The sequence below is a fragment of the Nocardia donostiensis genome, assembly GCF_002081715.1.
In the GTDB taxonomy this organism is placed as follows: Bacteria; Actinomycetota; Actinomycetes; order Mycobacteriales; family Mycobacteriaceae; genus Nocardia; species Nocardia donostiensis.
The window spans coordinates 1-24245 of sequence record NZ_MUKP01000051.1 but is presented as its reverse complement, the minus strand read 5'-3'; the positions used below and the strand labels follow the sequence as shown (position 1 = coordinate 24245).

The following is a 24245-nucleotide window of genomic DNA, read 5'->3' as shown; positions in this document are numbered from 1 at the left end:
CGACAACTACGCTACCGTTAGCAGCCAGTCTAGGCTACCGTTAGCAGGTCAAGGGGCTGGGCGGATCGCGATCACCAGAAGTGGTTCGAGGCGCATCACTGAACCGCCCCCACCCGCAACCATGGCCGCAACAGGTTCTCCTCAGTGGACGGACCCGCCTGCCAGTCGGCAATCCACGGACCGGTGCCCTCGCTCTGGTCGATCACGCCCTCCTCCAGCCAGCGGTAGCGGCCGTCGAGCACATTGCGGGTCAGGTGCACATCCTCGTCGTCGGTGTTGTCCCACAGCGAGTCGAACAACTGCCGCACGCGGAGTCGCGCCTGCCGGCAGAACACGTCGGCCAGTTCCGTGGCGGCTGCCCCTTCCGTCGTGCCGTCGACGCGCTCGGCTTGCGCTCGTACACAGGCCGCCGACATCGCGAACAGTTCCGCGCCGAGATCGACAAGGCGACCCAGGAACATCTGCCGGTACTCGAGCTTCGCCTGCCAGCGCGCCATGCCGTACATCAGCGCGCGGGCCTGCTTGCGCGCCATCCGCTCGACGAAACGCATATGCGGTGCCAGCGGCCCGAAATCACTGAACATGGCCGGTACCGTGCCTGGGCCTACGGCCAGCTGCGGGAACCATTTGGCGTAGAAGCCGCCTGCACCCACTGCTGCCTTTGCCTTCTCCTTGAACTCCGCGTGCCGGTCGACGAGCGCCCCGGCAGCAGCCATATGCGCGTCGGCCATCTCCCGGGCGATCAGCAGGCGCATGATTTCACTGGAGCCTTCGAAGATCCGGTTGATCCGCAGATCGCGCACCAGCTGTTCGGCGCCGACCGCACGTTCTCCCCGCGCCTGCAACGACGCCGCCGTCTCGTATCCGCGGCCGCCCCGAATTTGCACGAGTTCGTCAGCGATCCGGCAGCTCATCTCCGAGGCCCACAGCTTGGCCAGTGCCGCTTCGATGCGGATGTCGTTGCGGTTCTCGTCGTACATGGTTGCCGAAAGGTCGAGTACCGCTTCCAAGGCATAGGTCGTCGCGGCGATATAGGACACTTTGGCGCCCACCGCGGCATGCTCGCCGATCGGCCGCCCCCACTGCACGCGGGCGGCGCACCATTCGCGGGCGATCTTCAGCGACCACTTGGATGCCGCGGTGCACATCGCCGGAATCGCGAGCCGGCCTGCGTTGAGCGTGGTGAGGGCGATCTTCAGCCCGTCGCCTTCACGGCCGATCAGATTCTCTTTGGGGACCCGGACGTTGTACATGCGAGTAACGCCGTTCTCGATACCGCGCAGGCCCATGAACGCATTGCGCCGCTCCACTGTGATGCCCGGACTGTCGGCTTCCACGACGAAGGCGGAGACACCGCCACGGTGCCCCTCGCTTTTCGGCACCCGCGCCATCACAATCAGCAGTTCCGCGACCACGCCATTGGTGGTCCACAGCTTGACACCGTTGAGTTCGTAGGCTTCTCCGTCGGCCGTGGGGGTCGCGGTGCTGGCGATGCGGGCCGGATCGGAACCGACGTCGGGTTCGGTGAGCAGGAAGGCGGTTATCGCGCCCTTCGCGCAGCGCGGCAGGAACCTTTGCTTCTGCTCCTGGGTGCCCGCCAACTTCAGCGGTTCGGGCACACCGATCGACTGGTGCGCGGACAACAGCGCACCCAAACTAGGGTGTATCGAGCCGACCAGCATCAGCGCCTTGTTATAGCCGACCTGAGAAAGGCCCTGTCCGCCGTATTCCTCCGGGATCTTCAGCCCGAAGCAACCGAGTTCGGCGAGGCCGCGCACATACTCCTCCGGAATACGGCCCTGCGCCTCGATCACACTGCCATCGATGGACTCGCAGTAGGCCCGAAGTCGCGTCAGGTACGCATCGGTCTTGGCGGTGTCTTCCGCGCTGGGCCGCGGAAACGGATGAATCAGGTCCACCCGGTAGCGGCCGAGGAACAACTCCTTGGCAAAGGAAGGTTTGGTCCAGGTGGTTTCCCGGGATTCCTCGACCAACTGGCGGGCCTGCTCCTCAGTGGCTTCGACTTTCGCGGAAGTGACCATGATGCCCTCCTTTGGACGTGACAGCGGTCACAGTCGAGTGTAGGGATCTTTGTTACCAGCCGGTAGGTCCACGTGGGGAAGGATTTGCACAGAGCCAGTGATCCGGCCGTAGACGGCGATGCTCACGAAGGGGCGAGCTCGACTCGAACGATGACGCTGTCCGGCCACAGCGTTGTCGACCTCGCCCGGCGAAATTTTTCACGCACGGACAAGTCGCGGTGCACATTGGTCACACCAGGCACCTTGATCAGCGGTATCACGTTCCACTGCCACCCGTACCGTGCGTGCAGGGCACGGTCGGCGGCTTCCGCCTCCGCGCCGTCGAGAAGCGTCGCTCGGCCGAACACTGCCCCACTACCGGGAATGACGCGGCCGCGGTAATCGCACGGCCGGAGCTCAACCCGAGGATTTGCGGACAGTCGACGGGTTTTCGGGCCGCGTTTGGTGCGGAACACCAGCGTATTGCCGTCCAACCGGAACCAGATCGGGGTGTCAACGGCGGCACCGTCCCGCCGGTAACTGCGCAGCAGCGCATACCGAGCAGATGCGAGCGCGTCGGATGGGGCCGAGAGGGAACGAGAAGTCATAGCGGCATTCAACGACTTCGAGTCAACTCGAAGTCAAGGGCTCGTGCGTCGATAATCGACATGATGTCGCCACACATGTCTATCGGCGCGATCGCGCGCCGCTCCGGAGTTCCAGCCACAACCCTGCGCTACTACGAAGAGCTCGGACTGCTGCTCCCCGCGGCGCGAGTGAGCGGCCGCCGCCGATACGACCAGACTGCGCTGACCCGGCTCCAGGTGATCGGCCTGTGCAAAGCCGCAGGGTTCTCACTCGACGAAATCAAGCTACTGCTGGCCGACGACACTCCCGGCCGCCCCGCGAGCCGAGCCTTGGCCGCAGCCAAGATGGCCGATATCGACGCACAGATCACCACCCTCACCCAGGCTCGATCGATCCTCGAATGGGGTATGGCCTGCACCTGCCCCTCCATCGACGCCTGCACCTGCGGTGTACACCCCTACACTTCTCCGGATACGCCAGGGCCGACTTCTCCCCCGAACTGACCGGCGACGTATCGCCGCCCACGCCGTTCGCCACGTCACAGGCGTTGGTGTCAGACGAAGCGGAAGGTCGGCGATTCGTCACTCCAGACCCTGACCGATCCCCAGTCCCCTTCTATCTGGTAGCCGTCCGAGTATGTGACCAAAGAGTCGATGTTGCCATAGTCCGTCTCGCCGGACGCATCAGTGTATGACCGGAAAGACCGCTCCATCCAATCGATCCGCGTAATACCAGAGAATATTAACGCTCCATTCCTGTAGTAGTATTGCTCGCCGGGCCTCGGGAGGCGATACTCCTTGTTCTCTGGCGTCAGCACGGCTTCGAGCCTGAAACTGAGCATCCCCGGCTTCTCGATAATATCGAGAACGTAACTGTCCTCCAGATACACCCCCGCCAAAGAGGCAATAGTCGAATAGTCTTCCGTCACTGTATCCCGGGTGACCAAATAGCAAGTTCTCCGCCCGGCATGCATACCATGCGATAATCGCCTGGCCCGGTCACTGACCAAGATTCGTACTCGGCATCTGGATGGAACTCGATCACGCAGCCGGACTCGAAGGTGGTCTTCATATTTCCCTCCTCGTTCACAAAGGCAGATTCTATTACCCCGTTTACCGAGCCCCAGATCGGAAACTGCCTTATATCCGTTTCTTCGACATCTCCCTGCCAGCTCGCTCCGCTTTCAGAGGTGATCGTTATAACCCCTTCTGATTGGATTTCATACCCATCCGTTGTTCGAATGATCAGGATCGGATGTGACGATTTCACCGAAATGCTTTGGCTGGATATCGGGAGTTCCATTACGCTACCATTCTTGATGCGGCTCGTAATACCCAAAATCCTCCTCGAGATATTCGACTCCGGCAGCGACCTCGGATGGCAGTTCACCGAGGTTCAACGCGCGAGCGCGGCGGAGGACGGGAGCTTCTCCGGAGCCCTGCAATTCTTGGAGCTTGTACACGATGTAGTCGAGGTCGGCGTCACCGGCACGACGCCCCAGCTCGCTCAGTACCGCTATGAGCCCTTGCTCACCCCGCCACGTAACCAGTACCTCTGCTGCTTCGACGAAGACGGCGATGTTGTCATCATCGAGCATCTCACCGAGCCGCTGGCGAGCCACAGGTTCTGTGATGTGGTCGGCCAGCATGCGCACTGCTGCAATGCGCTCGCCGACGTCCGGGTCGCGAGACTTGTCGAACGCTGATTTGAGGTCACTGGGCACTCGGGGCTCCTCTGTACAACTCTGGCCTGCTCCCTCCGGGATCCAAAGCTGGGCTGCCTTTCTCCGTAGGTACCAGATTCACCGTTCCGCCGGTGCTGTTCCGGAAGATCACCGATGACGACATCGCGAACTGGCGTGAGCGTTTTAGAGCCTTCATTACATCGGGCCTGTGTTACGGCCACTCGCCGCGCAATTCACGTAGGTCTCGAATCCCGAGTTTTTGATTTTCGGAAAGTTCATCCTCGTCAACCGATAGCATGAGGTCGAATACCGGCACAGCACCGCTGGCGTCGAGGGCGTTGAGTCTGTTAGCTATGTAATCGGAGTCTCCGTCGTCTCCGCGTCGCCCGAGATTCTCCAGGATCGTGAGTAGCCCAGCCTTACCGCCGTGCCGAGCCAACACCTCTGCCGCATCGACTTCCACATTGACGATCTCGTCATCCAGCATATCGATAAGTCTTTGCATTGTTCGGCTATCATGCATGTACCTGGCGAGTTCCACTACTGCCTCGAGCCTGACCCCGGCATGCGGGTCCCTCGACCGCGCAAGAGCCAACCCCAATTCACCTTCTGTATCTAGGTTGCTCATGGAGCCGAAGCCCAACGATTGACTGCCTCAGCCATCGGGAGCAACTTCAGCACCGAAGAGATCCTCGAGTTGCCGGATACCTTCATGAATCGGGCCGGACGGGTACTTGTCGGCGTACTGTCGGGCCAACTGTAGAACCGGAATTTGTTCGAACAACTGCAGTTCCCTCAGTCGATATGCGATGTAGTCGGCATCGGGATCTTCCACACGAGCTCCGAGGTTGGCCAAAACAGCCAGCAGCCCGTACGAATCGCCGCGCCGCACAAGCACCTCCGCTGCTTCTTGCTCGACTGCAGTGTCTTCGTCTTCGAGCAGTGCGGTCAGACGGTGCAGTGCTTCGGTGTCGGGGAGCAGGTTACCGAGTAGCCAGGTAGCGTCACGCCGAACATCCCACTCCATGGAACAAGACTTCTCAAAGGCTGACCTCGAATCCACGGTTCCTCACACTCCTCACTGATAACTCACGGTACTTCTTCAGGCGTCGCTGGACGAGCTCCTCGTTGCTCCCTTACGAATACTCGCCCATCGGGTGCAACGTTATGATCCATCTCCACCACATGCGGGGTGGGAACCCCGCCGTGGGGTCTACCAGTCAGATCAACCCGCTTGATCCCTCGTCCGTTTTCATCAAACTGAACGTAATTTGTAATATTGCCATTTGCATCGCGCTTGACGATATATCCGTTTGGTGGCCCTTTGTCGATAGTGATTCTTCTATCCGTGGTCACCTGTGCCTCATCCAGCTTCTCACGTAGCGACTTTTTCGGCCCCTTTTTGACATCATCGCCGTGTTTTTTGACGAGGTCGATGATGCGTTGGAGTTTGTGGCGGGTGTTGGTGGTGGATTTTTGGAGGGTGACGGCGGTTTTGAGTTTTGCGGCGGCGACGATGGCTCGGATTTTGGTGACGAAGTCTGCGACTTTGTCGGCGGCTTTGCCGGCTCGGATGGCGGCGACGGCGGTGCCGCCGATACCGAAGCTGACCACGGAGGCGGCGATGGTCAGGGCCAGGGTGATGGCGATTTCTTTCGCGATCTCGGTGGCGAGTTGCTGCAGGATGTCTTCGAGTTGGGTGCGCAGGTCGTCGAGGGCGGTTTTTTGGTCGCGGCAGGCGGTGGCGAGATCGGCGAAGGTGGTGATCAGGTCTTCGGCGGCTGATTTGAGTTCGCGGAGGTCTTCGTCGATGAACGACGCTTCGGGGGCGGTGACCGTCTGGAACAAGGCTGCGGCGCGTTCCAGTTCGCGGGGCAGATTGGTGGTAGCGGGCGCGGTGGCTGCGGTGTTCCACGTGTTGGCGGCGGTGGTGAGTTTGTCGGTGTCACCGTCGGGCACGGGTAAGTCCAGGCCGATCTTTTGGGCGAGTTCCAGGCCGTCGTCGACCAGACCGCTTCCTGGTCCACCGGCGGACGGGGGTGGGATCGGGCAACTGGAGAACGCCAGTGGTGGGGTGGGCGGTTTCTCCGGGGCCGGGGTACCGGTGGCGGGTTCGTGATCGGCGAGCGCGTAGTTGTGACCGGCTTGGATCAGGATCCCGGTGTAGTTGTCCAGCGCCATGACCAGAGCGGAGACCAGGTTGTTGGTGTCGCGGACCTGCTGATCATAAGAGCCGGCCCACTGTTTACCCGCGCCGACGCTGCCCGCCATCTGCGCCGTGGCGTTCATCGCTCGTAGCTGCGCGGCGTAGGCGGTGAAGAACTCAGTCGCAGCGCGATGACAGATCGTCGCTGCCTCGTAATACACGCTCGGAGCGACGTTGATGACCGTCATCTACCGGGATTACTTCCGGCCCAACATCTTCAGGTTGGCTTCGGCCGCCGAGGTGTAGCGACCATGAGCGGCCAGCGCTGCTTGGCGCATCGCCTCGATCCCCTCGCTGACATCCGTTGCACCGGTCGCCCATTGGCGGAACGCATCGGCTTGCGCGATAGCGGCTTCCCCGGTCCAGGTCTGCTGCAGTGTGGCGATCCGCTGCTCGAGAGCGGTCAGACTGTCTGCCAGAAAACCGATGAACCCTGCTGCGCGGGCGGTGATGTTGTCCAGCTCATTCAAGTCGACCTGGAAAGAATCCTCGCTCACCGGTTCCCCCTCTTCTCTATATCTTGATGTTCAGCGAGCCGAACCCTTGGGAATTGGTGTCGTCTTGCTCGGTGAAGGTCCGGCTGTTCACCCCCAGCAGCCCAGCGATCGTCGCCAACGCTTCCAGCACATCGATCGCACCCTGCTTGGTCTCTTCCCACCCAGCCCGGTAGGCGGTCGCCGACATACCTTTCCAGGATCCGAGCAACCCCTCCACATCGGTGTCCAGCGACCGCAGCCCGTTGACCAACTCATCAGCAGTCAACTGCACAAACCGACCCGCATCGACCACATACTCAGGAACGACCTCGAGATCCGAAGACGAGTTCCCCAGCTCAGTCATGACACCCCCCAGAAAAACGCCGAACTATCAAGGCAGAGACTACCAAGCAAGCCAACGGCTGTCGCTATGGTCGCGACCAAAGCCTTCGGCGTTGCCGAGCACGCTCTCAGCACGGAGTACCGTTGCAGCGGTCACCATGGTGGAGTTGCCGAGGCTGTGGCCTGTCCCCGCTGAGTGAGACCGGTTGGCCTCGTCATCCGGGGATCGGCCAGCCCTGACAGGCGCAGACGTCATGCCTGGTGTTCGGCCAGGTAACGTTCGACTGATTCCACTTTGCTGGTCATGGCGTCAGTGACGCCCGGCCGGATATCGCCTTTGAGGACGATGCTGCACCTGGGCGCGACAGCCATAACCGCGTCGATAGCCTGCTTGACCACCGCCATGACCTCGTCCCATTCACCTTCGATCGTCGTGAACAGAGCATTGGTTTCGTTCGGCAGACCGCTGGCGCGGATGACCCGAACAGCTTCGGCGACTCCTTCGCCAACACTCTCTCCGGCGCCCATCGGCGTAACTGAGAAGGCGATGATCACAACAGCTCCCAGTCGGCATCGAGGTCGGTGGTGGTGCGCATCTGATCTACCTCCAGGTGATGCGGGTTGAGACACTCCAGTGATAGCACTAGCCCGCTCGAGCAAACATCAGAAGCACCGGCCGCGTCATCACCGCCCCCTACTGTCGGCCGCACATGAGCTCGCAGCCCTGCACACCGCACGGTTGAACGGTTCGCTCTGCAGGGCGCGCCGCGCCGAACTGATCCACGGCATCGACTGCTGGGCCGCCACCCAGCTCCCGCCTGCACACGGCGGCGCGCACATGCACACCGAATCCCTCGGCGCCGTCATCGATCGACTCGCCAGATACGCGGTCCTCGCCCGCATCGCGCTCACCACCGACACCACCGAACTCGAACTCCACCACGCATGGAAGCGACTCGCCGAACTCGCACTCGGGTACTGCGATATGGCCAGTGAACTCGCTGCCGGGTTACGCCGACTGCCCGACCTCGGCGACCCGGCCCTCACCGAGCCCGGCTGAACACCTCCGCATTCATTACCCACCGCTACGACCACGTGCAGCTCACCCTGACAGCATTGTTCGCGGTTGATCGTCCAGCAGAGCTCACCGCCGAGTTCGACGAGTTCCGCGGTACAGCCGCTCCAGCAGCGGCGACCGATCCTACGGCTTTGCTGGGCGCTGGTGGCTGGATCGACCCAGCGCAACCAGACGCATTGTGCAGGAGCAATTTCCAAAATTCCGGTCCTTGATGGCGGTTAACACCCACACGTGCTGAACCGAAAACCTCGACAAGAGCCCGCCGACATCCCGGGAGACGCCGCGAAACATAAGGCGGGCAGGGCAATCGAGGCACCCGAGGAGACTCACCATGAATCTACAGATATTGGCCGAATGGCTGATCCTGCTCATGGCCCCGACGGCAGGAGTCTTGCTGGTGTCGAGCCTGTTCGCCCACCGTAGGGCGGCGAAGTCGAAGGCACCGCTGCCGGTGTGGGCGAAAAACGCCGAGTGGGCAGCCATTGCCCTCGCAATGCTCGTCGGTGTCCTGTACTTCGCGGCGAGATCGGTGTAGCGCAAAGTCGACCTGTACCCAGCCGCGGCGCCGCTGAGAGCAAGGCATCCATGAGCCCCCGGTCACCGCCGCGGTCCACGACCCAGCGTCGCCGATCAGCACCGGCAGATAGTGCAGCAGCTGACCCTGCGCACCGATCACGCGAGCATCCCCTCTCGACCGACATCGTCGTGCCCTGATCCGATATCCAGCTAAAGGAGTGATACGCATGCTGATTTCCGAAATATCCGAACGACGAGATCACCGGTCACCACGACCGCACCCGAAAGCTACACACCATCGGATAGCGTGGATCGTGCGCTGTCCGCTGATCGGTGCCGCAGCACTCGCGCTCACGCTGACCGCCTGCGGCACCAACGTTTCCACCGACGAGCCCACCCCGACAAGCACGTCGCCGGTAAGTGCGTCGCCAGCGCGGGCGACAACCTCGTCGGCCCCAGCACCGGCCACATTCGAAACAGCTGAGGGAGCCGGCGATATCGGCGCGTGCTTCGACGGCGACTGCACAGTCACCGTTTCGGCGCCGACAACCATCCCTATCGATGCCGCCGTATTCGGCTTCCCCGAGGTGACCATCTCCCGTGTCACCGGAGATTCGGTGACCTGGGAAGCCTCCGGGCCCGGAACATTTCTGCGCGGTACAACCGGCCGGGGCGGAACCACCACCCTCAGCACCGGTTCGTCGACCCCGATCACCATGCGACCACTGTCGTTCCGCGACGGGAGTGCCACGATCGAAATATTCCGTGGAAAACCGTAACCACATATCTGGTGCAACACGAACTCGGTAACCTCGGCCCGCCACTGCTGTAGGTGCTGGAGTCGGGCCAGTGCACAGCAGCGGGGCGAGGCGTGCGCTACCGGTGTGGGCCGGTCAGAGCATCAGGTGGCGAGGCTGCCGTAGGCGTGGTTATCGGGCGTTCACAGCTCGAGGTCCGCGTCGTCCGGGCGTCGGTTCTCGAGGATGGCCAGCAGGCCGCGCGAGATTTTGCCGTACGTTCCAGTGGAGTTTTCGATGAGGTACTCGCGGAGATTTGTCCGTGTTCGCCAAGGGGTTTCCTGAGGATTCGCGCGGGGCCGTACCCATTCGATGGTCTCGTCGGGGTCCGCTCCGGCGCCGAGAAGTGTTTGGAAAACCTCGGTGATCCCCGCGACGTGTCTCGGTTTCAACCCCTGTCCGTGCGGGACCCGACGCTGGACCCGGAAGGCCGCCCACCACAGCGGGGTCAGCCCGCTATCGGGATGGGTGGCGGTGACATCCGCACCGAGTTCGAGCATCAACCGCAAGACCGCCAGACTCGCCGCCGCTTCGTCCGGATCGGGCAGCGTGAACAGCGCGCTCGCGATCGCCGCTTCGATGGCATCGTTGAGTACCGGCTGTCGTCCATCGACCGACTCGTCCTCGATGAAGTTCACGTTCGCGCCGCGTTCCAGCAGCAGTCGAGCGATCTCGTAGTTTGCCGTTTTCAGGGCGATTCCCAACGGTTGTTGTCCGGTGTCCTTCTTCGGCGGCGGCTTTCGAACGGCCGCGATCAGAGTGGGGTCTTTGTCGAGAACGGCCCTGACGACATCGATGTCGCCTCGCCTTATTGCCTTGAAAAGCTTTTCCACCCGGCCATGGTAAAACCGTCGGTTATCGGCCCTGGCCGCGCAATGCGGTTGGTGGCTCACTGGTTCGCCGGATCCGGGAACAAGGGCCGGGTGAGCCCGGAAGAAGTGTTTCGACCGGGCCCACCCGTCGATGGAAGGAATCGAATAACCAGCTGTCAATGTGAGGGGCGGGAACGGGGTCGGCCTGTTCTCCCACGTCAGGTGGTCAGCACGCGGTCCGAAGTATCGCGGACACGTCGGTGCTCTTACATGCAGGCTCGGGTATCGGTGCGTTCTTTCGCCCCTCGGCACCCTGTGTTGCTGTCAGAACATCACCTCGCTCTCTTCAGTTCGGTTCGGCTGCGGAGGTTTCGGTGCGCCGGGCGGGCTGCGCTGAGTGGCCCGTATCGGGACCGGTCGCCGTCCGTGTAGCCGTGGTGGCCGTGGCGTTCGGCGGCTGACGCAGCGCGACCCTGGGCGACCGGAAACCTCGTTGGGTCGCGGCGGCCGCAATTTCCGGGTGGCCTCGCGCAGGATCTCGTCGACCTCGTCGAACAGTTCCGCGAGATCGGGGTCGAGCGCCAGCAACCGGGCATCCAGCCGCGACAGGTTGTCTGCGCTGGTACCGGTCGATGCAACCATTGCCGTCTCCTCGTTGACAGCGCTGGCTGAGCCGTCAGGTGGTGATGGCCTGATGCTCGTGGCCGTGGCGCGAGACCTCGATCTTGCGTGGCTTGGCCTGCTCCGAGACCGGGATCGTCAACCGCAGCACGCCGTCACGGTAGTCGGCGCGGATCCGGTCGGTGTCGAGGTTCTCGCCGAGGAACAGCTGGCGGCTGAAGAGGCCGCGGGTGCGTTCGGCAGCGATCATCGACCGGCGGGTGTCCAGCTCCGGGCGCGAGGCGCGCACAGTCACGACGTTGCGTTCGACGTCCAGGTCCAGTGAGTCCGGCTCGATTCCGGGTAGATCCAGCTCGACGAAGAATTCGTCGCCCTCGCGCCAGGCGTCCATCGGCATCACTGCCGGACGAGCGGGCGTACCGAACACCTGCTGCGTCAGGCGCTCCAGATCGCGGAAGGGATCAGTACGCATCAGCATGGTCGCCACCTCCAGTTCACTCCATTCTCTGTCGAAGGGAACCCAGATAACCTATGCCAACTGACACAGATAATTTTTAGCACCCTAATCAGAAGGGCGCAAGTATCCGAAGCAGAAAATTGGTGAATACGGCGAGGCGGAAGGTTCGGTAGCGACGGGCGCACCGGGGGGTCTCGTACAGCATGTGAAAAATGCCGATGTCCGGTATCCCGCGTGGTCTTGCGGGATACCGGACGACCGATGGTGTCGGCGGCGCGGTGACTGATGGCGGCTAACGCGTGTACTCGCGGTTGAACAGCTTTTTCGACCAGAGGTACCCGCCAAAGGTGATGAGGACGCACCAGCCGAGCGCGATCCACGCGTTGTTCCCGATCGGGGTGCCCATGAGCAGGCCGCGCAGGGTTTCGATAATCGGGGTGAACGGCTGGTACTCGGCGAACCAGCGCAGCCCGGCGGGCATGGAGTCGGTGGGGACGAACCCGCTGCCGAGGAACGGCAGCAGCACCAGCGGCATACCCACATTGCTCGCGGCCTCGACGGTCTTGCTCGCCTGACCCAGCGCGACCGAGAGCCAGACGAGCGCGAACGTCACCGCCACCAGGAAACCGGCCGTGGCCAGCCACGCGGCCGGCCCGGCGGTGGGCCGGAAGCCGACGAGCAGCGCGACGCCGATGACGGCCGCGATGCTGAGCACGGTTTGGACGAGGCTGCCGAGGACGTGGCCGGTCAGCACCGAGACGCGGGCGATGTGCATGGTGCGGAACCGGGCGATGATGCCTTCGGTCATGTCCATCGCGACCGAGATCGCTGTCCCTTGGACCGCGGCCGTCACGGTCATCAGCAGGATCGCGGGCGTGACGTAGTTGACGTACTCGGCGCGCCCGCCGGATATCCCGCCGAGGCCCGCACCCAACGTGCCGCCGAACACGTAGACGAACAGCAGCAGGAAGACGATCGGCATCCCGGCGAGCGACACGGTCATCAACGGATACCGCAGCATGTGTTTGAGGTTGCGGCGCAGCATCGTCGCCGAGTCGCGCAGCGGGTGGAACCGGAGGTCGGCCGGCCCGGCGAGGGCGGGAGCAGGGGTGCTCATCGGGAGGTCACTTTCTCGTTGTCGGGGTTGCCGGTGAGGGCGAGGAAGACGTCGTCGAGATCGGGGGTGTGCACGGACAGCTCGTCGACCTCGATGGCCCGGTCGTCGAGCCGGTCGATCAGGGTCTTCAGTGAGCGGAGGCTGCCGTCGCTGGGGACCCGCAGGGCGAGCGCGTCGTTGTCGCGCGAGACCTGGCCGAGGAGGCGCTCGGCTGCTTCGAGGCCGCGCGGGTCGGCGAAGCGCAGGCGGACGTGGCTACCGGGAACGCGGCGCTTGAGCTCGTCCGCGGTGCCCTCGGCGACCAGCCTGCCGTGGTCGAGGACCGCGATCCGGTCGGCCAGCTCGTCGGCTTCGTCCAGGTATTGGGTGGTCAGGAAGATGGTGACACCGGTGGCCACCAGGTCCCGGACGATCTGCCACAGGCCCCGGCGGCTGCGCGGGTCCAGACCGGTGGTCGGCTCGTCGAGGAAGATCACTCGCGGGCTGCTGACCAGGGTCATTGCGAGGTCGAGCCGCCGCCGCATACCGCCGGAGTATGTCGAGACCGGCTTCCCGGCCGCGTCGACCAGATCGAACTGTTCGAGCAGTTGGGCTGCGCGCCGCCGGCCGTCGCCGCGGGCGAGGTGGTGCAGATCCGCCATCAGCAGCAGGTTCTCCTTGCCGGTGAGCAGGTTGTCCACCGCCGAGAACTGGCCGGTGACACCGATCGCGGCGCGCACCGCGTCGGGTTCGTGGGCGATGTCGTGGCCGGCGACCCTGACGTCACCGGCGTCGGCGCTGATCAGGGTGGACAGGATCTGGACCGTGGTGGTTTTCCCGGCGCCGTTCGCGCCGAGCAGCGAGAACACTGTCCCCTGCGGCACGGTCAGGTCGAGGCCGTCGAGCACGACGTGGTCACCGAACGATTTGCGCAACCCGGACACCGCGATCGCCGGCTGAGAATGGGTGGTGGTCATGGTTTCTCTTTCTGCAGGGCCGGAAATGGGTCAGGAACGGCGGATCGTGATGCCGCCGAACGAGGTGTGTGCGCGCACCTCGACGGTTTCGTCGGATGCCTCGGGTCCGGTGGCGTTGTCCAGCAGGTTGCGCACCTGCCCGAATCCGGTGTTCACCTCCAGCCAGGCGGCGGTGCCCTCGGCGATGCCGATCTCCAGATCACCCATCGCGCTCCCGAGTTCGACCGAGCCGCGGACCACCTCGCCGAGACGAATGCTGCCGTTGGACGTCTTGGCCTCGACATCCGCGCCGGCCCGGTCGACGGAGATGTCGCCGTTCGCCGAGCGCACCCGCACATCGCCGGTAGCTGCGGCGATGGTGGTGTCTCCGTTGGAGTTCTTGACCATCACGGAGCCGTCGATCTCGCCGATGTGGACCTTCCCGGAGCCGGTGTTGATCTCGGCGTTGCCCGCGACGTCGGCCGCGGTGACATGACCGGCCGCGGTGTTCACCCGCAACGGACCGGTCCGTTCGAGCCCGACGTTCCCGGCGGAGGTCTTGAATCTGCACTCCCCGAGCCGGCCCGTGCCGCTGAGATCTCCCACCTGCATTTCGCCGGACACCTGCGAACCGCTGGGCAGGTCGATGGACACCTCCACCGACCTGGTCTTGCGGGAGAAGTCGAAAACGCGTCCTTTCGGCCCCGTGATCTGGAGCGCGCCGTTCGCGTAGTCGACGCGGACCCGCTGGGCGGCCTGCACATCCGACTCGTCGGATTCGTTACTCGGGCGCACATCGACGGTGGTGTCGGTGCGGTCGCTCGCGGTGATCCGCACGGTGCCGACGCCGAGCTCGAACGTGACGGAAATGGGTTGGGGTGTCTTGAAATTGGGCATAGCTGTCCCCTTGTCGTGGGTAGGTGATACATCCCCGCAGGTCGGGGACGTGGTGTAGTGGCTAGCGCACCCAGCCGGTGAGGCGCTGCTTGCTGGGTTTGCTGCGCGGCTCGGCGTGCTGTTCGCGGTCCGGTTGCCGCAGCGCGGCCGCAGCCGCGCGGACCAGCCAGGCGTTGACCGAGCGCCCCTCTTTGGCGGCGGCTTCCTCGACCGCGGCTTTGAGTTGTTCCGGGAGACGCACGTTGATCCGCGCGGTCGGGCCGTCCTCGGCGAGCAATGTGCCGCCGTCCACTGCCGCCGGTTTGTCCTCGGCCGCGGCTTCGGTCGGTTCGGCGGGTGGTGCGGTTACGACGAAGTTCGGATCACGGCCGCGCAGGCGCAGCTCCACCGATCCCGGGGCCAGGTCCCGGGTGATCTCGTCCGCGGCGGCAGACAGTGCGTCCAGCAGCGTCATCCGGATCGCCGATTCGAGCGATCCGGTCAGGCGCTCGACCAAGGCACGGGCCTCGTCGCCGCCGGCTTCGGCGAGCGTGGCGAATTCACGTCCGAGGTTGCTTACGTAGGAGGTCAAGTCCATGGCATCATGTTGGCACATTAATGGCACCATCACAAGCCATATTGGCTCAAAAAAGAGACGGATAGGCACCACCTGGCACTTCACGCAAGGAAAGCGCTGGTCAAGAGGCGATGCGGCGAAAGACGTTGGGGCGAACGGTGATGCCGACGCGCACCGGGAGACTCCAGGGCGCCCCACCGCCGCTGCACCGGTCCCCACCTCGAGTCCTCACCACCCGAGCCGGTTCGGGCTGCCGTGACGTCGAAAATGTGCAGTGGCGCGGGCCACCGTGGGGCGACATCATTGCGGTGACATCGGACGGCCGTCAGCTGACCACGCAGGCAAGCGCTGCAATGCCAACCGGGCCGACGGCAACCGGGAGATGCGGCAGTTCGTCGGCGGTATGCACCCCTGGCACGAATTCGACGTCGCCGTGCTTATGACGACGCCGAGGTTCACCCGCTCGGCACGAGACCGCCGAACGCACCGGGGTGCTGATCGCGAACACCCGCGAACACCAAGCACTCGCCTACTGGAATGCCGACGAGTCTTCCGCACCATCCTTACCTTCAGGTACGTAGCGAACTATTTTGTGCGTACTTGCCTCGATCGTTGCGCCGGAAAAGAATTGGATCGGCGTTGAACTGAAGTTCCGTACCGGCACCGGGATTCGGTTCCAGATTATTTCGAGACGACACAGGAGAATTCATGTCTGAAAATTCGCATCCCGCGGTGTCCGTGCTGGGCCTCGGCGCGATGGGCCGGGCGTTGGCCGCAGCGTTCGTCGCCGCGGGCTACCCGACCACGGTGTGGAACCGCAGTGCGGGCAAAGACGCGGAACTCGTCGCGGCGGGAGCGAAGAGCGCGAGCACGGTCGCGGAGGCGGTCGAAGCCGGCGAACTCGTCGTGGCCTGCCTGTTCGATCATGCCTCCGTGCACGAGGTACTCGACCCCGTGGTGGATTCGCTGACCGGTCGCGCGCTGGTGAACCTCACCAGCACCGAACCTTCCGCCGCCCGCGAACTCGCCGAGTGGGCCGCCCGCCACGGCATCGCCTATCTCGACGGTGGGATCATGGCTGTCCCGCCGATGATCGGTAACCCCGGCTCCGCGCTGCTCTACAGCGGCTCCCGCGCGGTATTCGACGAATATCGTCCGGTGCTGGAAACTCTGGGCACCGCCGAATATTTCGGCGATGACGCCGGGCATGCCTCATTGGTCGATTTCGCGCTGCTGTCCGGGATGTATGTGATGTTCGCCGGTTACTATCACGGTGCGGCGATGGTCCGCAGTATGGGCATGTCCGCCGAAGAGTTCGGTGAACGCGCCGCCGCCTGGCTCACCGCCCTGATGCCCTCACTGCCCGCTGCCGGTGCCGTGATCGACACCGCCGACTACACCCGGGTGCATCAGCCGCTGACCTTCACCAAGGCAGCCGTGGACGCGATCGTGTCGGCGAGCCGCGACGCAGGAGTCGACCTCGATGTCATCGCGGCCTACCGCGACCTGGTGGATCGTCAGATCGCCGCCGGTCACGGTGCGGAAAGTTCGGAGCGGGCATTCGAGAGCCTCAACCCACCCCCGCGGCGGACGGTGTAGCCACACGAGACAGCATGGAGAAGGAGCAGCGGTTAGTGTTCCGGTTCCCAGATCACGCCCCGCACGGTGAGGTCGCGGGCGCTGCCGCCGCTGTTCTCCTTCCACACCACCTGGACGGTCCCGACACGGGTGTCGTTCGACCGGATGCACACGGTGGTCGAGGACGGCAACTCTTCCCACGACAGCGCCTGCACGCTGTAGTCGGCGTCCCGGCACGCTGCATAGCTCGGTTCGGGAACAACCGCGAACGAGGCCCCGTTCGAGGCGGTGAGGCCGAGATCGGCATCGGCGACGATATCGGCCGCAAGGGCCGAGACCGTTCCCCAGTTCGGATCGAAGAGAGCGATACGGCCTGTCGCGTCCTCCATCTCGATCACACCGGAACTGTAGACAGGCGGGGTCGGCTCGGATGGCTTGGCGGCCTTCGATGTCGTGCTCGACGGGGTAGCCACCTCGCTGCTCGAGGCGCCGTCCCCGGCTGCGGGACTATCCGTTGTCGTGGCCACTGCCGATTCCGAGGTAGTAGACGGCTCGGCTGCGCCCGGTGAGGACGACGCGGAGCACTGCGCAACCCCGATAATCGTGGCGACTACAACACCGACCAATCCGACGATCGCACTGAACTTGGTCCAATAGGTCCCATCCCGTCCCGTACCGCCCTGCCCGGTCTGTTCCGGCATACCTCGCCTCTTCTCGTCTCTGAATTCGTTTGTGGCCCAGCCTGTTGAGCGAGAGATTAATGCAGCCGAGGCCGGTATTCCGATGGAACCGCCATCCACCCCCGTGCCGCGAGCTACACCGACAAATGTGACTGGAACGTGTGTCCAGCGACCATCGTCACCGAATTCCGAGGCCAGGGCCTGACGGTGCTGGGGACCGATCGGCATGCCCTCGCCGCTTACATCACCACCGCTGACGACGAGTTCACCTACCCACCAGAAGGCGCGCCACCGGCAGCCGGGCCCGGATGAGAACTCCCGGCATCGGACCGACGCGGTGGCCGGAGTCTGTACGTGCGGAACTCCCGATAGCCAGCGAATATGACGCCGGGGATGGGGTACCACGCCGACGTATCCCGTAGTGATCACCGGACTGTGGAGGACCGATGACGAATTTCGAGTCACCCTCTCCATCACAAACACCGCAACCACCCGAGCCCGGCAAGCAGCCGGTGGGGGCGCCGGGACGCCGATGTATCGCTTCCTTCGGTGACTACCTGGCGGCGCAGCAACTCGTCGACCGGATGTCCGACGCCGGGTTCCCGGTGGAGTATGTGCGGATCGTGGGTGATGGGGTGCGGACGGTGGAGCAGGTCACGGGCCGGATGACGAACGGGCGGGCCGCGTTGGCGGGCGCCGCCAGCGGTGCCTGGTTCGGTTTGCTGATCGGGCTGCTGTTCGGGTTGTTCACCACCGGGCCCGTCGCGTGGGTATGGGTGATCGTGGGGACCACGATCATCGGTGCTGTCTGGGGCGCGATCTTCGGTTTCGTCGCGCACTGGTCGTCGGGTGGGCAGCGAGACTTCTCCAGTGTCCGGACACTAGAGGCGCAACGCTACGACGTCTACGTCGACGAGGAGCATGCCGCCGAGGCGGCGCGTTTCGTCCAAGGGTGACGAGCGCTCTGCGGCGTGCGGCGACCGCCGGCGCGAGGAGGAGCGATGCCGGACTGGAACGCCATACTGTTTTCCAGCACGCCGGTGCTGGAGCTCGTGGTCCGCGCCACGGTGATCTTCCTGGTGCTGACGGTGCTGTTCCGCATCGCCGGCCAGCGTGAAGCCGGAGGTCTCGGCCTCACCGATCTGCTCGTCGTGGTGCTGGTCGCGGAGGCCGCCGGTCCGGTAATGCTCGGGGATGCCGACACGGTCGCCGACGGCATCGTCGTGGTGGCGACGATTCTCGGCTGGAGTGTGGCCCTCGACGCGATGGCGTACCGGTGGCCGGTCTTCGCGCGGATCACGAAGGCTCAGGCGCGGGTGCTGATCTCGGACGGGCAACTCAACCGGCACGTCATGCGCCGGGAATTCATGACCTACGACGAAGTGCTGACGCAGCTCCGACTGCACGGGATCTCCGATATCGGCGCTGTTCATCGGGTGTATCTGGAGCCCAACGGGATGGTCAGCGTCATCCCCGCCGACGGTGAGCAGACAACCGACCCGCCGCCGTCGCCTCCGAGATGACCTCACAGGGAGCAACGCTGTATGCCAGGAGGGGGCTGCCCCCGCTGGCCCGAGCTGCGGCTAGGGTGGGGCCCTCGAGGGCGATGGACCCTCAGCTCGACTGATAGGAGACCTGGTGCGTCGCGTGTTTTTCGCACTCTCGGTGCTCGGAGCCGGCCTGCTGACCATCCCCGGTACGGCAGGCGCCCAAATACCTTTCTTCGACGGAACGCTGGAAGTCCAGGCGACGAACGGCCCCGACGAATTCCCCGTCCAAGGCCTCGCGGTGGGCGTGACAAAATGCTCGCCCGGCCTTGTGCTCAGCAACCTCACCACCGGCTCGGACGGCACCGCAGGCGCCAACCTCCCTGCCGACTGCTACCGAGCGCAGGTCACTACTGTTCCCACCGGATGTCAGCTCGACGGCCCGGCCTACATCGACGTCGACGTCCGGCCGCAGCAGACAGCGACAGCTCAGTTCCGGTTGCGCTGCGCGTAACCGGACGGCCACCGGCGCGGTTGCCGCTGCCGAACCGGCCCGCTGCCTGATCACGGCAGCGCGAGGAACACGCCGCAAGGCTCTTGGTTGAAACGAAAACTTCACTGGGTGCGACAGGTTTACTGTGTCACCACAAGTCGTTTGCGTACCGAAGGAGTTCGCATGACCAAAGCCCTTGTCAAAGCCGCTACCGTGCTGGCCGCCGCAGCGCTGATGCCGATACTGTCCACCGCGGCCGCACAGGCCGACCCGGGCACCGTCTACTTCCGTGCGGGTAGCACCAACTGCGCGATCAGCGGCAACGGCACCGTCGGATGCGATTTCCACCAGCCCACCCGCGTGGATTACAGCTTCCTGCCCTTCCTGATCCCGGTGAGCGATCTCGTCATCGACCAGCCATGGCTGCCTGCGCACCCGACCTTCGGCTCCGGTGCCGCGCATACGCTGCCGGGCGGAAATCCGGATATCAGCAGCGTGAAAACCGCTGACGGCACCTGGGGCCCGATCGTCGAGCATGCCGGCGCTCGGTGCGAAGTCGGATTCCACGGCAGCTTCACCTGCCAGGCGAAGGGCCGCGGTTTCACCAGCATCGGCGGCACTATTTCCGCGTAAAACCGGTTCGCGGTAGGGGGCGCCCAGCGTTTCGGCGAGCACGCCCTGCCATGAGGTCGGAACCGGGTGCCGAGCCCCTGCTCGGCAGGAGCCGGTAGGCCACCGTTCGTCATCTCCCCCCGAACCGTGGACGCACCCCCACCCCTGGTGGGAAGCTCGAAGTACCGCGTGTCAAAGCCGAGGAGCGTGCGACATGGATCGAGCGAACGGAGCCCGGCGGCCGGAGTCGATCCGGAATGTAGTGCTGGTCGGGGGTAGCGGGGCAGGGAAAACGACGCTGGTGGAGGCGTTGGCGCTGGCCGCAGGGACAGTGAACCGGGCGGGGCGGGTGGAGGACGGGACGTCGCTGTCGGATTACGACGAGATCGAGCAGCGACAACACCGGTCGGTGCAGTTGTCGGTGGTGCCGATGCAGTGGGGCGGGGTGAAGGTGAACCTGATCGATACGCCGGGTTATGCGGATTTCGTCGGGGAGCTGCGGGCGGGGTTGCGGGCGGCGGACGCGGCGTTGTTCGTGGTGTCGGCGGCCGAGGGGGTGGAGGCGGTCGCGGGGGCGACGCGGGCGTTGTGGGAGGAATGCGCGCAGGTGGAGATGCCGCGGGCGATCGTGGTGACACACCTGGACACGGCGCGCGCCGACTACGAGGAGATGATCGCCACCTGCCAGGACATTCTGGCAGGTGGCGCTTCGGAGAATGTGCTGCCGCTGCATCTGCCGGTGTTCGGGCCGAAAAACGCGGACGGGCATCAGTTGGTGACCGGGCTGATCGAGTTGCTGGAACAGCAGGTCGCCGATTACAGCAGCGGCGAACGCACGCGCACCGGTCCCTCGCCCACGCAGCGGGAGTCGATCGAACCCGCACGCAACCGGCTGATCGAGGCGATCATCGCCGAAAGTGAAGACGAAACGCTGATGGACCGCTACCTGGGCGGCGAACCGATCGAGCTCGCCACGTTGATCGCGGACCTGGAGCGGGCGGTGGCGCGCGGCAGCTTCCACCCGGTGCTGTTCGCCGCGGCCGCCACCGGCGACGGACGTCAAGGGTTGGGCACCCTCGAGCTGCTGGAACTGATCACCGCCGGTTTCCCCACCCCAGCCGAGCATCCGGTGTCGGCCATCCACCTCAGCGACGGCAGAAAAGCGACCGCACTGCGCTGCGACCCGTCGGGTGAGCTCGCCGCCGAAGTGATCCGCACCTCCTCGGACCCGTACGTGGGGCGGGTGTCGCTGGTACGGGTGTTCTCCGGGACCCTGCATGCCGACGACACCGTGCACGTGTGCGGGCACGGTGCCGGTCACGAACATGATGTCGATGAACGGATCGGCGGGATCACCGCGCCCTTCGGTAAACAGCAGCGCCCGCTCGACGAGGCTGTCGCCGGGGACATCGTCTACGTCACCAAACTCGGCCACGCCGAAACCGGCGACACTGTATCCGCGACGGGATCCCCCCTGCTCATCGAACCGTGGCGGCTACCGGAACCGCTGCTGCCGGTCGCGGTGCGCGCCCACGGCAAAGCCGATGAGGACAAACTTTCCCAGAGCCTGGCCAGGCTGGTCGCCGAGGACCCGGCGATCCGGCTGGAGCACAACGACCGTACTCACCAGTTGGTGCTGTGGTGTCTCGGTGAAGCGCACCGCGATGTGGCGTTGGAGCGGCTGCGCAGCCGGTTCGGGGTGCAGGTCGATGTGGTCGAGTACCGGGTGGCGTTGCGGGAAACGTTCGGTGCGAAGGCTTCTGGGCGCGGCAGGCATGTGAAACAGTCCGGCGGGCACGGACAGTACGCGGTGTGCGAGATCGAGGTGGAGCCGCTACCAGAGGGTTCCGGGATCGAGTTCGCCGACCGGGTGGTCGGCGGTGCGGTGCCGCGTCAGTTCATCGGTTCGGTGGAAAAAGGGGTGCGGGCGCAGGCAGCGAAGGGGGTGGCGACCGGAAACCCGCTGGTGGATGTGCGGGTCACGCTGCTCGATGGCAAAGCCCATTCGGTCGACTCCTCTGATGCCGCTTTCCAGACCGCGGGCGCGCTCGCCCTGCGTGACGCCGCTTCCGCTGCCCGCATCGACCTACTCGAACCCATCGCCCACGTGCAGGTCCGGGTCCCCGACGAATACCTCGGCGCTGCCCTGTCCGACCTGTCGGTCCGGCGCGCCCGTATCCTCGGCACCGAACCCGCCGACTCCGGCCGCACCCTCATCCGCGCGGAAGTCCCCGAGTGGGAACTCGTCCGCTACGCGGTCGACCTGCGCTCGCTCACCCATGGTGTCGCTGATTTCACCCGTGTTTATCTGCGGCACGATGCTGCGCCCGCTCAGGTCGCCGAGCGGCTTCGGTCCGAATCCGGGGTTGTGCCCGCCTGATGCTGCCCGCTGCCACCTCGCGGACTGATCTGCTCGCGCCGCGCCCATCCGGACCGGCTTCCTTTCCGCAGCCGATATTTGCTGCCTGGACCGCGCGTCGACCTCGGCCCGCGACCGACTCCTATGGCAGGTCTGGTTTTTCGGCGATGAGGATGCCCGTCGAGTATCGGCTGGTCACGAAATGCGGAGTAGCGAAACCCACGGCCACCAGGGTTTCGCTGTACTGACGTATGTCCACAGCGTCGAAGGTGTCGTGCGGGTTCGAGCCACGACGAGCCAGGCGTGCGATCCCGGCGAAAACCGAACGGGCTCGCACAGTTGGATGAGCGTCGGCGAGCAGCAGCCGCCCACCGGGCCGCAGCACCCGCCACATCTCCTCGACGGCCGCGACGCGATGCTGTTCCGGAATGTGGTGCATGACGAATGTGCAGGTGATGATGTCGAACGCGGCGTCGAGCTGGTTCAACTGCTGCGCCACAGACTGCTCGTATCGATGGTTCGGTGAGCGGTCGCGGCGGCGGTTGTAGGCGACCGCTGTTTCGGACGGGTCCACCCCGACCACGCCCCCCTCCGGACCGACCATATCGCCGAGTGCGCGGACGAGTTTGCCTGGCCCACAACCGATATCGAGCGCCTGGTCGCCGGTGCCGGCACCGCTGAGGCGGGCGAGTTCGGCGATGAGCCGATGGTGGCGGCCGAGGAAGAAGGCGGCCGTGAAAAGGTTGTAGCGGCGCAGGCCGCTGATGACGATGCCGATGTCGGCGTGGTCGGTGAACATGCGGGCGCGGGTCTTCGTTTCTCGGGACATGACTTGATCGTCGGCGACGGGAACGTCGTGGGCCAGAATCAGAAACCTGGTATCAGTTCGTTTCCGGACAGATCCGCCGACACTGTCCATCACCATGAGGATCAGGATGTCCGACATCAACGACCGCCGGGTGCGCCGGACCCGCGACGCCTTGCACCGCGCGCTGATCGAATTGACGATGGAGCGCGGGTACGAGCGGGTCACTGTCAGCGACATCATCGACCGCGCCGACGTCGGCCGCTCTACCTTCTATGCCCATTACCGAGATAAGGACGAGTTGCTGTTCGTCAGCTGCACCGACTTCGTCCGCCGCGAAATCGCGAAGGCACACCGGGACGGCGATTCCCTCTTCGCGCCGGTGCGCGTCATGATCGGTTTGGCGGCCACCTACCCCGATGTTTATCGACCGTTGATCGGGCCGAAGTGCAGCGGAGCCGTCCTGCGCGGATACCGGCAAGCTGTCGCGAGCCTGCTCCACGAGCATCTCGACAGCCGCCTCGACATGCCCGCAGACGAACTCGATGCCACCATCACCTTCCTCTCCTGGGGACTGATCGGGCTCCTCGTCTCGGTGATCGACTGCCACTCCCCCACTCCACCCGAGAACGCCTGGCGCAGCTTCGAACTGCTGTGCCGATCGGGTCTCGCCCACCGCGCGGTCCCTGGTTGAGCGCAGCGCTCAGCAGTCCGGCCCCAGCATCCGCCGGGGCTAGTAGCAGCCGCTCCTGGCACAGGCCCACAACGGGGGAGTACCGACACCGCTGGACCCCACCCGTAGAAACGGATGGGGTCCACGCTGTACTGCTCAGGCCGTGGCGCGTCGGATCACCGCCCATGCTCCCGCCAGACAGGCCAGGGTGATCGCGGCGGGCAACCACACCATCGGCACCGAGCGCGGGACATCGGCGAACCAGTGTCCGATCGCGGGCCACCAGCGCTGCCAGGTCACCAGGATCGCGGCCAGGCCCGCGACGACGAACACCCCGAAGCCGACGGTGTAGAGGCCGGTGACGCGCCAGCGCTGCTGAATCGCACCAAGGAGCAGACCCACCCCGGCGACCAAGGCGAACCCGGCGAAGAACGTGCCGAGCTGCACGAGCGGGT

General features: G+C 64.6%; 34 protein-coding genes and 1 pseudogene. 14 read left to right on the top strand and 21 right to left on the bottom strand.

Translation table 11 applies throughout. The features are described from left to right. Positions 1 to 95 precede the first annotated feature (95 nt). Complete coding sequence (locus tag B0T44_RS23165; RefSeq protein WP_077116628.1) at positions 96 to 2042, bottom strand: acyl-CoA dehydrogenase family protein; 1947 nt, start codon at positions 2040 to 2042, stop codon at positions 96 to 98. Positions 2043 to 2164: 122 nt separating this feature from the next. Continuing rightward, entirely contained in the window at positions 2165 to 2629 is a 465-nt protein-coding gene (locus tag B0T44_RS23160; RefSeq protein ID WP_077116627.1) for a PPOX class F420-dependent oxidoreductase, read from the bottom strand. Positions 2630 to 2692: 63 nt separating this feature from the next. Between B0T44_RS23160 and B0T44_RS23155 the strand changes: the two genes are divergently transcribed. Then, positions 2693 to 3112: a MerR family transcriptional regulator gene (locus tag B0T44_RS23155; protein WP_077116669.1), complete on the top strand. Its 420-nt coding sequence runs from the start codon at positions 2693 to 2695 to the stop codon at positions 3110 to 3112. A gap of 50 nt (positions 3113 to 3162) precedes the next feature. Here the strand turns inward: B0T44_RS23155 and B0T44_RS23150 are convergent, their stop codons facing one another. From B0T44_RS23150 to B0T44_RS26760, 3 genes are read right to left on the bottom strand one after another with little or no spacing between them, the layout of a single operon-like run. Continuing rightward, entirely contained in the window at positions 3163 to 3537 is a 375-nt protein-coding gene (locus B0T44_RS23150; protein ID WP_139347789.1) for a hypothetical protein, read from the bottom strand. Then, a complete protein-coding gene (locus B0T44_RS26765; protein ID WP_139347788.1) occupies positions 3534 to 3911 on the bottom strand; it encodes a DUF6188 family protein in 378 nt (125 codons plus the stop codon). The genes B0T44_RS23150 and B0T44_RS26765 overlap by 4 nt, the downstream gene beginning before the upstream one ends. A gap of 4 nt (positions 3912 to 3915) precedes the next feature. Next, positions 3916 to 4332 carry a hypothetical protein gene (locus B0T44_RS26760; RefSeq protein WP_139347787.1) on the bottom strand — a complete coding sequence of 139 codons (417 nt, stop codon included), beginning with the start codon at positions 4330 to 4332 and terminating at the stop codon, positions 3916 to 3918. Between the two features lie 11 nt (positions 4333 to 4343). Here B0T44_RS26760 and B0T44_RS28625 point away from each other — a divergent pair, with 11 nt between their 5' ends. Further along, positions 4344 to 4556, top strand: coding sequence for a hypothetical protein (locus B0T44_RS28625; RefSeq protein ID WP_367946988.1), 213 nt, complete (start codon positions 4344 to 4346; stop codon positions 4554 to 4556). On the opposite strand, the gene B0T44_RS23140 is transcribed toward B0T44_RS28625, so the two are convergent. From B0T44_RS23140 to B0T44_RS23115, 6 genes are all read right to left on the bottom strand, one after another. Continuing rightward, positions 4505 to 4780, bottom strand: coding sequence for a hypothetical protein (locus tag B0T44_RS23140; RefSeq protein WP_077116624.1), 276 nt, complete (start codon positions 4778 to 4780; stop codon positions 4505 to 4507). The genes B0T44_RS28625 and B0T44_RS23140 overlap by 52 nt on opposite strands. A 168-nt stretch (positions 4781 to 4948) precedes the next feature. Then, positions 4949 to 5320, bottom strand: coding sequence for a HEAT repeat domain-containing protein (locus B0T44_RS23135; protein WP_077116623.1), 372 nt, complete (start codon positions 5318 to 5320; stop codon positions 4949 to 4951). 62 nt (positions 5321 to 5382) lie between these two features. Then, positions 5383 to 6687 carry a polymorphic toxin type 24 domain-containing protein gene (locus B0T44_RS23130; protein ID WP_077116622.1) on the bottom strand — a complete coding sequence of 435 codons (1305 nt, stop codon included), beginning with the start codon at positions 6685 to 6687 and terminating at the stop codon, positions 5383 to 5385. Positions 6688 to 6696: 9 nt separating this feature from the next. Next, entirely contained in the window at positions 6697 to 6996 is a 300-nt protein-coding gene (locus B0T44_RS23125) for a WXG100 family type VII secretion target (RefSeq protein WP_077116621.1), read from the bottom strand. Between the two features lie 16 nt (positions 6997 to 7012). Beyond that, on the bottom strand, positions 7013 to 7339 hold the full coding sequence (locus B0T44_RS23120) for a WXG100 family type VII secretion target (protein ID WP_077116620.1): 327 nt from the start codon (positions 7337 to 7339) through the stop codon (positions 7013 to 7015). 230 nt (positions 7340 to 7569) lie between these two features. Further along, a complete protein-coding gene (locus B0T44_RS23115; protein WP_077116619.1) occupies positions 7570 to 7872 on the bottom strand; it encodes an MTH1187 family thiamine-binding protein in 303 nt (100 codons plus the stop codon). A 184-nt stretch (positions 7873 to 8056) separates the two neighbouring features. On the opposite strand from B0T44_RS23115, the gene B0T44_RS23110 reads away from it, so the two are divergent. The 3 genes from B0T44_RS23110 to B0T44_RS23100 all read left to right on the top strand — a co-directional run bounded on the left by B0T44_RS23110 (position 8057) and on the right by B0T44_RS23100 (position 9690). Continuing rightward, positions 8057 to 8377 (top strand): DUF4254 domain-containing protein, encoded by a 321-nt coding sequence (locus B0T44_RS23110; protein ID WP_245839092.1) that lies wholly within the window; start codon positions 8057 to 8059, stop codon positions 8375 to 8377. Between the two features lie 349 nt (positions 8378 to 8726). Further along, positions 8727 to 8930 (top strand): hypothetical protein, encoded by a 204-nt coding sequence (locus tag B0T44_RS23105; RefSeq protein WP_077116617.1) that lies wholly within the window; start codon positions 8727 to 8729, stop codon positions 8928 to 8930. Positions 8931 to 9138: 208 nt separating this feature from the next. Then, a complete protein-coding gene (locus tag B0T44_RS23100; protein WP_139347786.1) occupies positions 9139 to 9690 on the top strand; it encodes a hypothetical protein in 552 nt (183 codons plus the stop codon). Between the two features lie 161 nt (positions 9691 to 9851). Here B0T44_RS23100 and B0T44_RS23095 read toward each other — a convergent pair whose 3' ends face one another. The 7 genes from B0T44_RS23095 to B0T44_RS23065 all read right to left on the bottom strand — a co-directional run bounded on the left by B0T44_RS23095 (position 9852) and on the right by B0T44_RS23065 (position 15124). Beyond that, positions 9852 to 10541, bottom strand: coding sequence for an ankyrin repeat domain-containing protein (locus B0T44_RS23095; RefSeq protein ID WP_077116615.1), 690 nt, complete (start codon positions 10539 to 10541; stop codon positions 9852 to 9854). A 303-nt stretch (positions 10542 to 10844) separates the two neighbouring features. After that, positions 10845 to 11162: a hypothetical protein gene (locus tag B0T44_RS23090; protein WP_077116614.1), complete on the bottom strand. Its 318-nt coding sequence runs from the start codon at positions 11160 to 11162 to the stop codon at positions 10845 to 10847. A gap of 34 nt (positions 11163 to 11196) precedes the next feature. Then, positions 11197 to 11619 carry an Hsp20/alpha crystallin family protein gene (locus B0T44_RS23085; RefSeq protein WP_077116668.1) on the bottom strand — a complete coding sequence of 141 codons (423 nt, stop codon included), beginning with the start codon at positions 11617 to 11619 and terminating at the stop codon, positions 11197 to 11199. 271 nt (positions 11620 to 11890) lie between these two features. Next, positions 11891 to 12715: an ABC transporter permease gene (locus B0T44_RS23080; protein ID WP_077116613.1), complete on the bottom strand. Its 825-nt coding sequence runs from the start codon at positions 12713 to 12715 to the stop codon at positions 11891 to 11893. Next, positions 12712 to 13671, bottom strand: coding sequence for an ATP-binding cassette domain-containing protein (locus B0T44_RS23075; protein ID WP_077116612.1), 960 nt, complete (start codon positions 13669 to 13671; stop codon positions 12712 to 12714). Before B0T44_RS23075 ends, B0T44_RS23080 begins: the two co-directional genes overlap by 4 nt. 30 nt (positions 13672 to 13701) lie before the next feature. After that, positions 13702 to 14547 carry a DUF4097 family beta strand repeat-containing protein gene (locus B0T44_RS23070; RefSeq protein WP_077116611.1) on the bottom strand — a complete coding sequence of 282 codons (846 nt, stop codon included), beginning with the start codon at positions 14545 to 14547 and terminating at the stop codon, positions 13702 to 13704. Positions 14548 to 14608: 61 nt separating this feature from the next. Continuing rightward, positions 14609 to 15124 carry a YlcI/YnfO family protein gene (locus B0T44_RS23065; protein ID WP_077116610.1) on the bottom strand — a complete coding sequence of 172 codons (516 nt, stop codon included), beginning with the start codon at positions 15122 to 15124 and terminating at the stop codon, positions 14609 to 14611. Positions 15125 to 15811: 687 nt separating this feature from the next. Here B0T44_RS23065 and B0T44_RS23055 point away from each other — a divergent pair. Continuing rightward, positions 15812 to 16702 (top strand): NAD(P)-dependent oxidoreductase, encoded by an 891-nt coding sequence (locus B0T44_RS23055; RefSeq protein ID WP_077116608.1) that lies wholly within the window; start codon positions 15812 to 15814, stop codon positions 16700 to 16702. A gap of 32 nt (positions 16703 to 16734) precedes the next feature. Here B0T44_RS23055 and B0T44_RS23050 read toward each other — a convergent pair whose 3' ends face one another. Beyond that, on the bottom strand, positions 16735 to 17079 hold the full coding sequence (locus B0T44_RS23050; RefSeq protein ID WP_077116607.1) for a hypothetical protein: 345 nt from the start codon (positions 17077 to 17079) through the stop codon (positions 16735 to 16737). Positions 17080 to 17116: 37 nt separating this feature from the next. Between B0T44_RS23050 and B0T44_RS23045 the strand changes: the two genes are divergently transcribed. The 7 genes from B0T44_RS23045 to B0T44_RS23020 all read left to right on the top strand — a co-directional run bounded on the left by B0T44_RS23045 (position 17117) and on the right by B0T44_RS23020 (position 22333). Continuing rightward, a complete protein-coding gene (locus B0T44_RS23045; RefSeq protein ID WP_077116606.1) occupies positions 17117 to 17338 on the top strand; it encodes a hypothetical protein in 222 nt (73 codons plus the stop codon). A gap of 182 nt (positions 17339 to 17520) precedes the next feature. Next, on the top strand, positions 17521 to 17673 hold the full coding sequence (locus tag B0T44_RS27325) for a hypothetical protein (RefSeq protein WP_175648000.1): 153 nt from the start codon (positions 17521 to 17523) through the stop codon (positions 17671 to 17673). 134 nt (positions 17674 to 17807) lie between these two features. Then, entirely contained in the window at positions 17808 to 18317 is a 510-nt protein-coding gene (locus B0T44_RS23040; protein ID WP_245839091.1) for a general stress protein, read from the top strand. A gap of 45 nt (positions 18318 to 18362) precedes the next feature. After that, entirely contained in the window at positions 18363 to 18884 is a 522-nt protein-coding gene (locus B0T44_RS23035; protein WP_139347784.1) for a DUF421 domain-containing protein, read from the top strand. A gap of 115 nt (positions 18885 to 18999) precedes the next feature. Continuing rightward, positions 19000 to 19362, top strand: coding sequence for a hypothetical protein (locus B0T44_RS23030; protein WP_139347783.1), 363 nt, complete (start codon positions 19000 to 19002; stop codon positions 19360 to 19362). Between the two features lie 162 nt (positions 19363 to 19524). Continuing rightward, positions 19525 to 19974, top strand: coding sequence for a hypothetical protein (locus tag B0T44_RS23025; RefSeq protein ID WP_077116603.1), 450 nt, complete (start codon positions 19525 to 19527; stop codon positions 19972 to 19974). Positions 19975 to 20167: 193 nt separating this feature from the next. Beyond that, on the top strand, positions 20168 to 22333 hold the full coding sequence (locus tag B0T44_RS23020) for an elongation factor G-like protein EF-G2 (protein ID WP_077116602.1): 2166 nt from the start codon (positions 20168 to 20170) through the stop codon (positions 22331 to 22333). A gap of 121 nt (positions 22334 to 22454) precedes the next feature. On the opposite strand, the gene B0T44_RS23015 is transcribed toward B0T44_RS23020, so the two are convergent. Beyond that, on the bottom strand, positions 22455 to 23141 hold the full coding sequence (locus tag B0T44_RS23015; RefSeq protein WP_245839089.1) for a class I SAM-dependent methyltransferase: 687 nt from the start codon (positions 23139 to 23141) through the stop codon (positions 22455 to 22457). 106 nt (positions 23142 to 23247) lie between these two features. Between B0T44_RS23015 and B0T44_RS23010 the strand changes: the two genes are divergently transcribed. Further along, positions 23248 to 23811, top strand: a complete 564-nt coding sequence (locus B0T44_RS23010; RefSeq protein ID WP_077116601.1) for a TetR/AcrR family transcriptional regulator — start codon at positions 23248 to 23250, stop codon at positions 23809 to 23811. 135 nt (positions 23812 to 23946) lie between these two features. Here the strand turns inward: B0T44_RS23010 and B0T44_RS23005 are convergent. Further along, a pseudogene (locus B0T44_RS23005) lies at positions 23947 to 24245 on the bottom strand (ABC transporter permease); the annotation flags it as partial.

Bases quoted from the DNA above. Each gene is read 5' to 3' on its own strand.
- B0T44_RS23165 (WP_077116628.1), bottom strand. From the start codon at position 2,042: ATGGTCACTTCCGCGAAAGTCGAAGCCACTGAGGAGCAGGCCCGCCAG.
- B0T44_RS23160 (WP_077116627.1), bottom strand. From the start codon at position 2,629: ATGACTTCTCGTTCCCTCTCGGCCCCATCCGACGCGCTCGCATCTGCT.
- B0T44_RS23155 (WP_077116669.1), top strand. From the start codon at position 2,693: ATGTCGCCACACATGTCTATCGGCGCGATCGCGCGCCGCTCCGGAGTT.
- B0T44_RS26765 (WP_139347788.1), bottom strand. From the start codon at position 3,911: ATGGAACTCCCGATATCCAGCCAAAGCATTTCGGTGAAATCGTCACAT.
- B0T44_RS23140 (WP_077116624.1), bottom strand. From the start codon at position 4,780: ATGCTGGATGACGAGATCGTCAATGTGGAAGTCGATGCGGCAGAGGTG.
- B0T44_RS23135 (WP_077116623.1), bottom strand. From the start codon at position 5,320: ATGGAGTGGGATGTTCGGCGTGACGCTACCTGGCTACTCGGTAACCTG.
- B0T44_RS23130 (WP_077116622.1), bottom strand. From the start codon at position 6,687: ATGACGGTCATCAACGTCGCTCCGAGCGTGTATTACGAGGCAGCGACG.
- B0T44_RS23120 (WP_077116620.1), bottom strand. From the start codon at position 7,339: ATGACTGAGCTGGGGAACTCGTCTTCGGATCTCGAGGTCGTTCCTGAG.
- B0T44_RS23105 (WP_077116617.1), top strand. From the start codon at position 8,727: ATGAATCTACAGATATTGGCCGAATGGCTGATCCTGCTCATGGCCCCG.
- B0T44_RS23100 (WP_139347786.1), top strand. From the start codon at position 9,139: ATGCTGATTTCCGAAATATCCGAACGACGAGATCACCGGTCACCACGA.
- B0T44_RS23090 (WP_077116614.1), bottom strand. From the start codon at position 11,162: ATGGTTGCATCGACCGGTACCAGCGCAGACAACCTGTCGCGGCTGGAT.
- B0T44_RS23085 (WP_077116668.1), bottom strand. From the start codon at position 11,619: ATGCTGATGCGTACTGATCCCTTCCGCGATCTGGAGCGCCTGACGCAG.
- B0T44_RS23080 (WP_077116613.1), bottom strand. From the start codon at position 12,715: ATGAGCACCCCTGCTCCCGCCCTCGCCGGGCCGGCCGACCTCCGGTTC.
- B0T44_RS23075 (WP_077116612.1), bottom strand. From the start codon at position 13,671: ATGACCACCACCCATTCTCAGCCGGCGATCGCGGTGTCCGGGTTGCGC.
- B0T44_RS23070 (WP_077116611.1), bottom strand. From the start codon at position 14,547: ATGCCCAATTTCAAGACACCCCAACCCATTTCCGTCACGTTCGAGCTC.
- B0T44_RS23065 (WP_077116610.1), bottom strand. From the start codon at position 15,124: ATGGACTTGACCTCCTACGTAAGCAACCTCGGACGTGAATTCGCCACG.
- B0T44_RS23055 (WP_077116608.1), top strand. From the start codon at position 15,812: ATGTCTGAAAATTCGCATCCCGCGGTGTCCGTGCTGGGCCTCGGCGCG.
- B0T44_RS23040 (WP_245839091.1), top strand. From the start codon at position 17,808: ATGACGAATTTCGAGTCACCCTCTCCATCACAAACACCGCAACCACCC.
- B0T44_RS23035 (WP_139347784.1), top strand. From the start codon at position 18,363: ATGCCGGACTGGAACGCCATACTGTTTTCCAGCACGCCGGTGCTGGAG.
- B0T44_RS23025 (WP_077116603.1), top strand. From the start codon at position 19,525: ATGACCAAAGCCCTTGTCAAAGCCGCTACCGTGCTGGCCGCCGCAGCG.
- B0T44_RS23020 (WP_077116602.1), top strand. From the start codon at position 20,168: ATGGATCGAGCGAACGGAGCCCGGCGGCCGGAGTCGATCCGGAATGTA.
- B0T44_RS23015 (WP_245839089.1), bottom strand. From the start codon at position 23,141: ATGTCCCGAGAAACGAAGACCCGCGCCCGCATGTTCACCGACCACGCC.
- B0T44_RS23010 (WP_077116601.1), top strand. From the start codon at position 23,248: ATGTCCGACATCAACGACCGCCGGGTGCGCCGGACCCGCGACGCCTTG.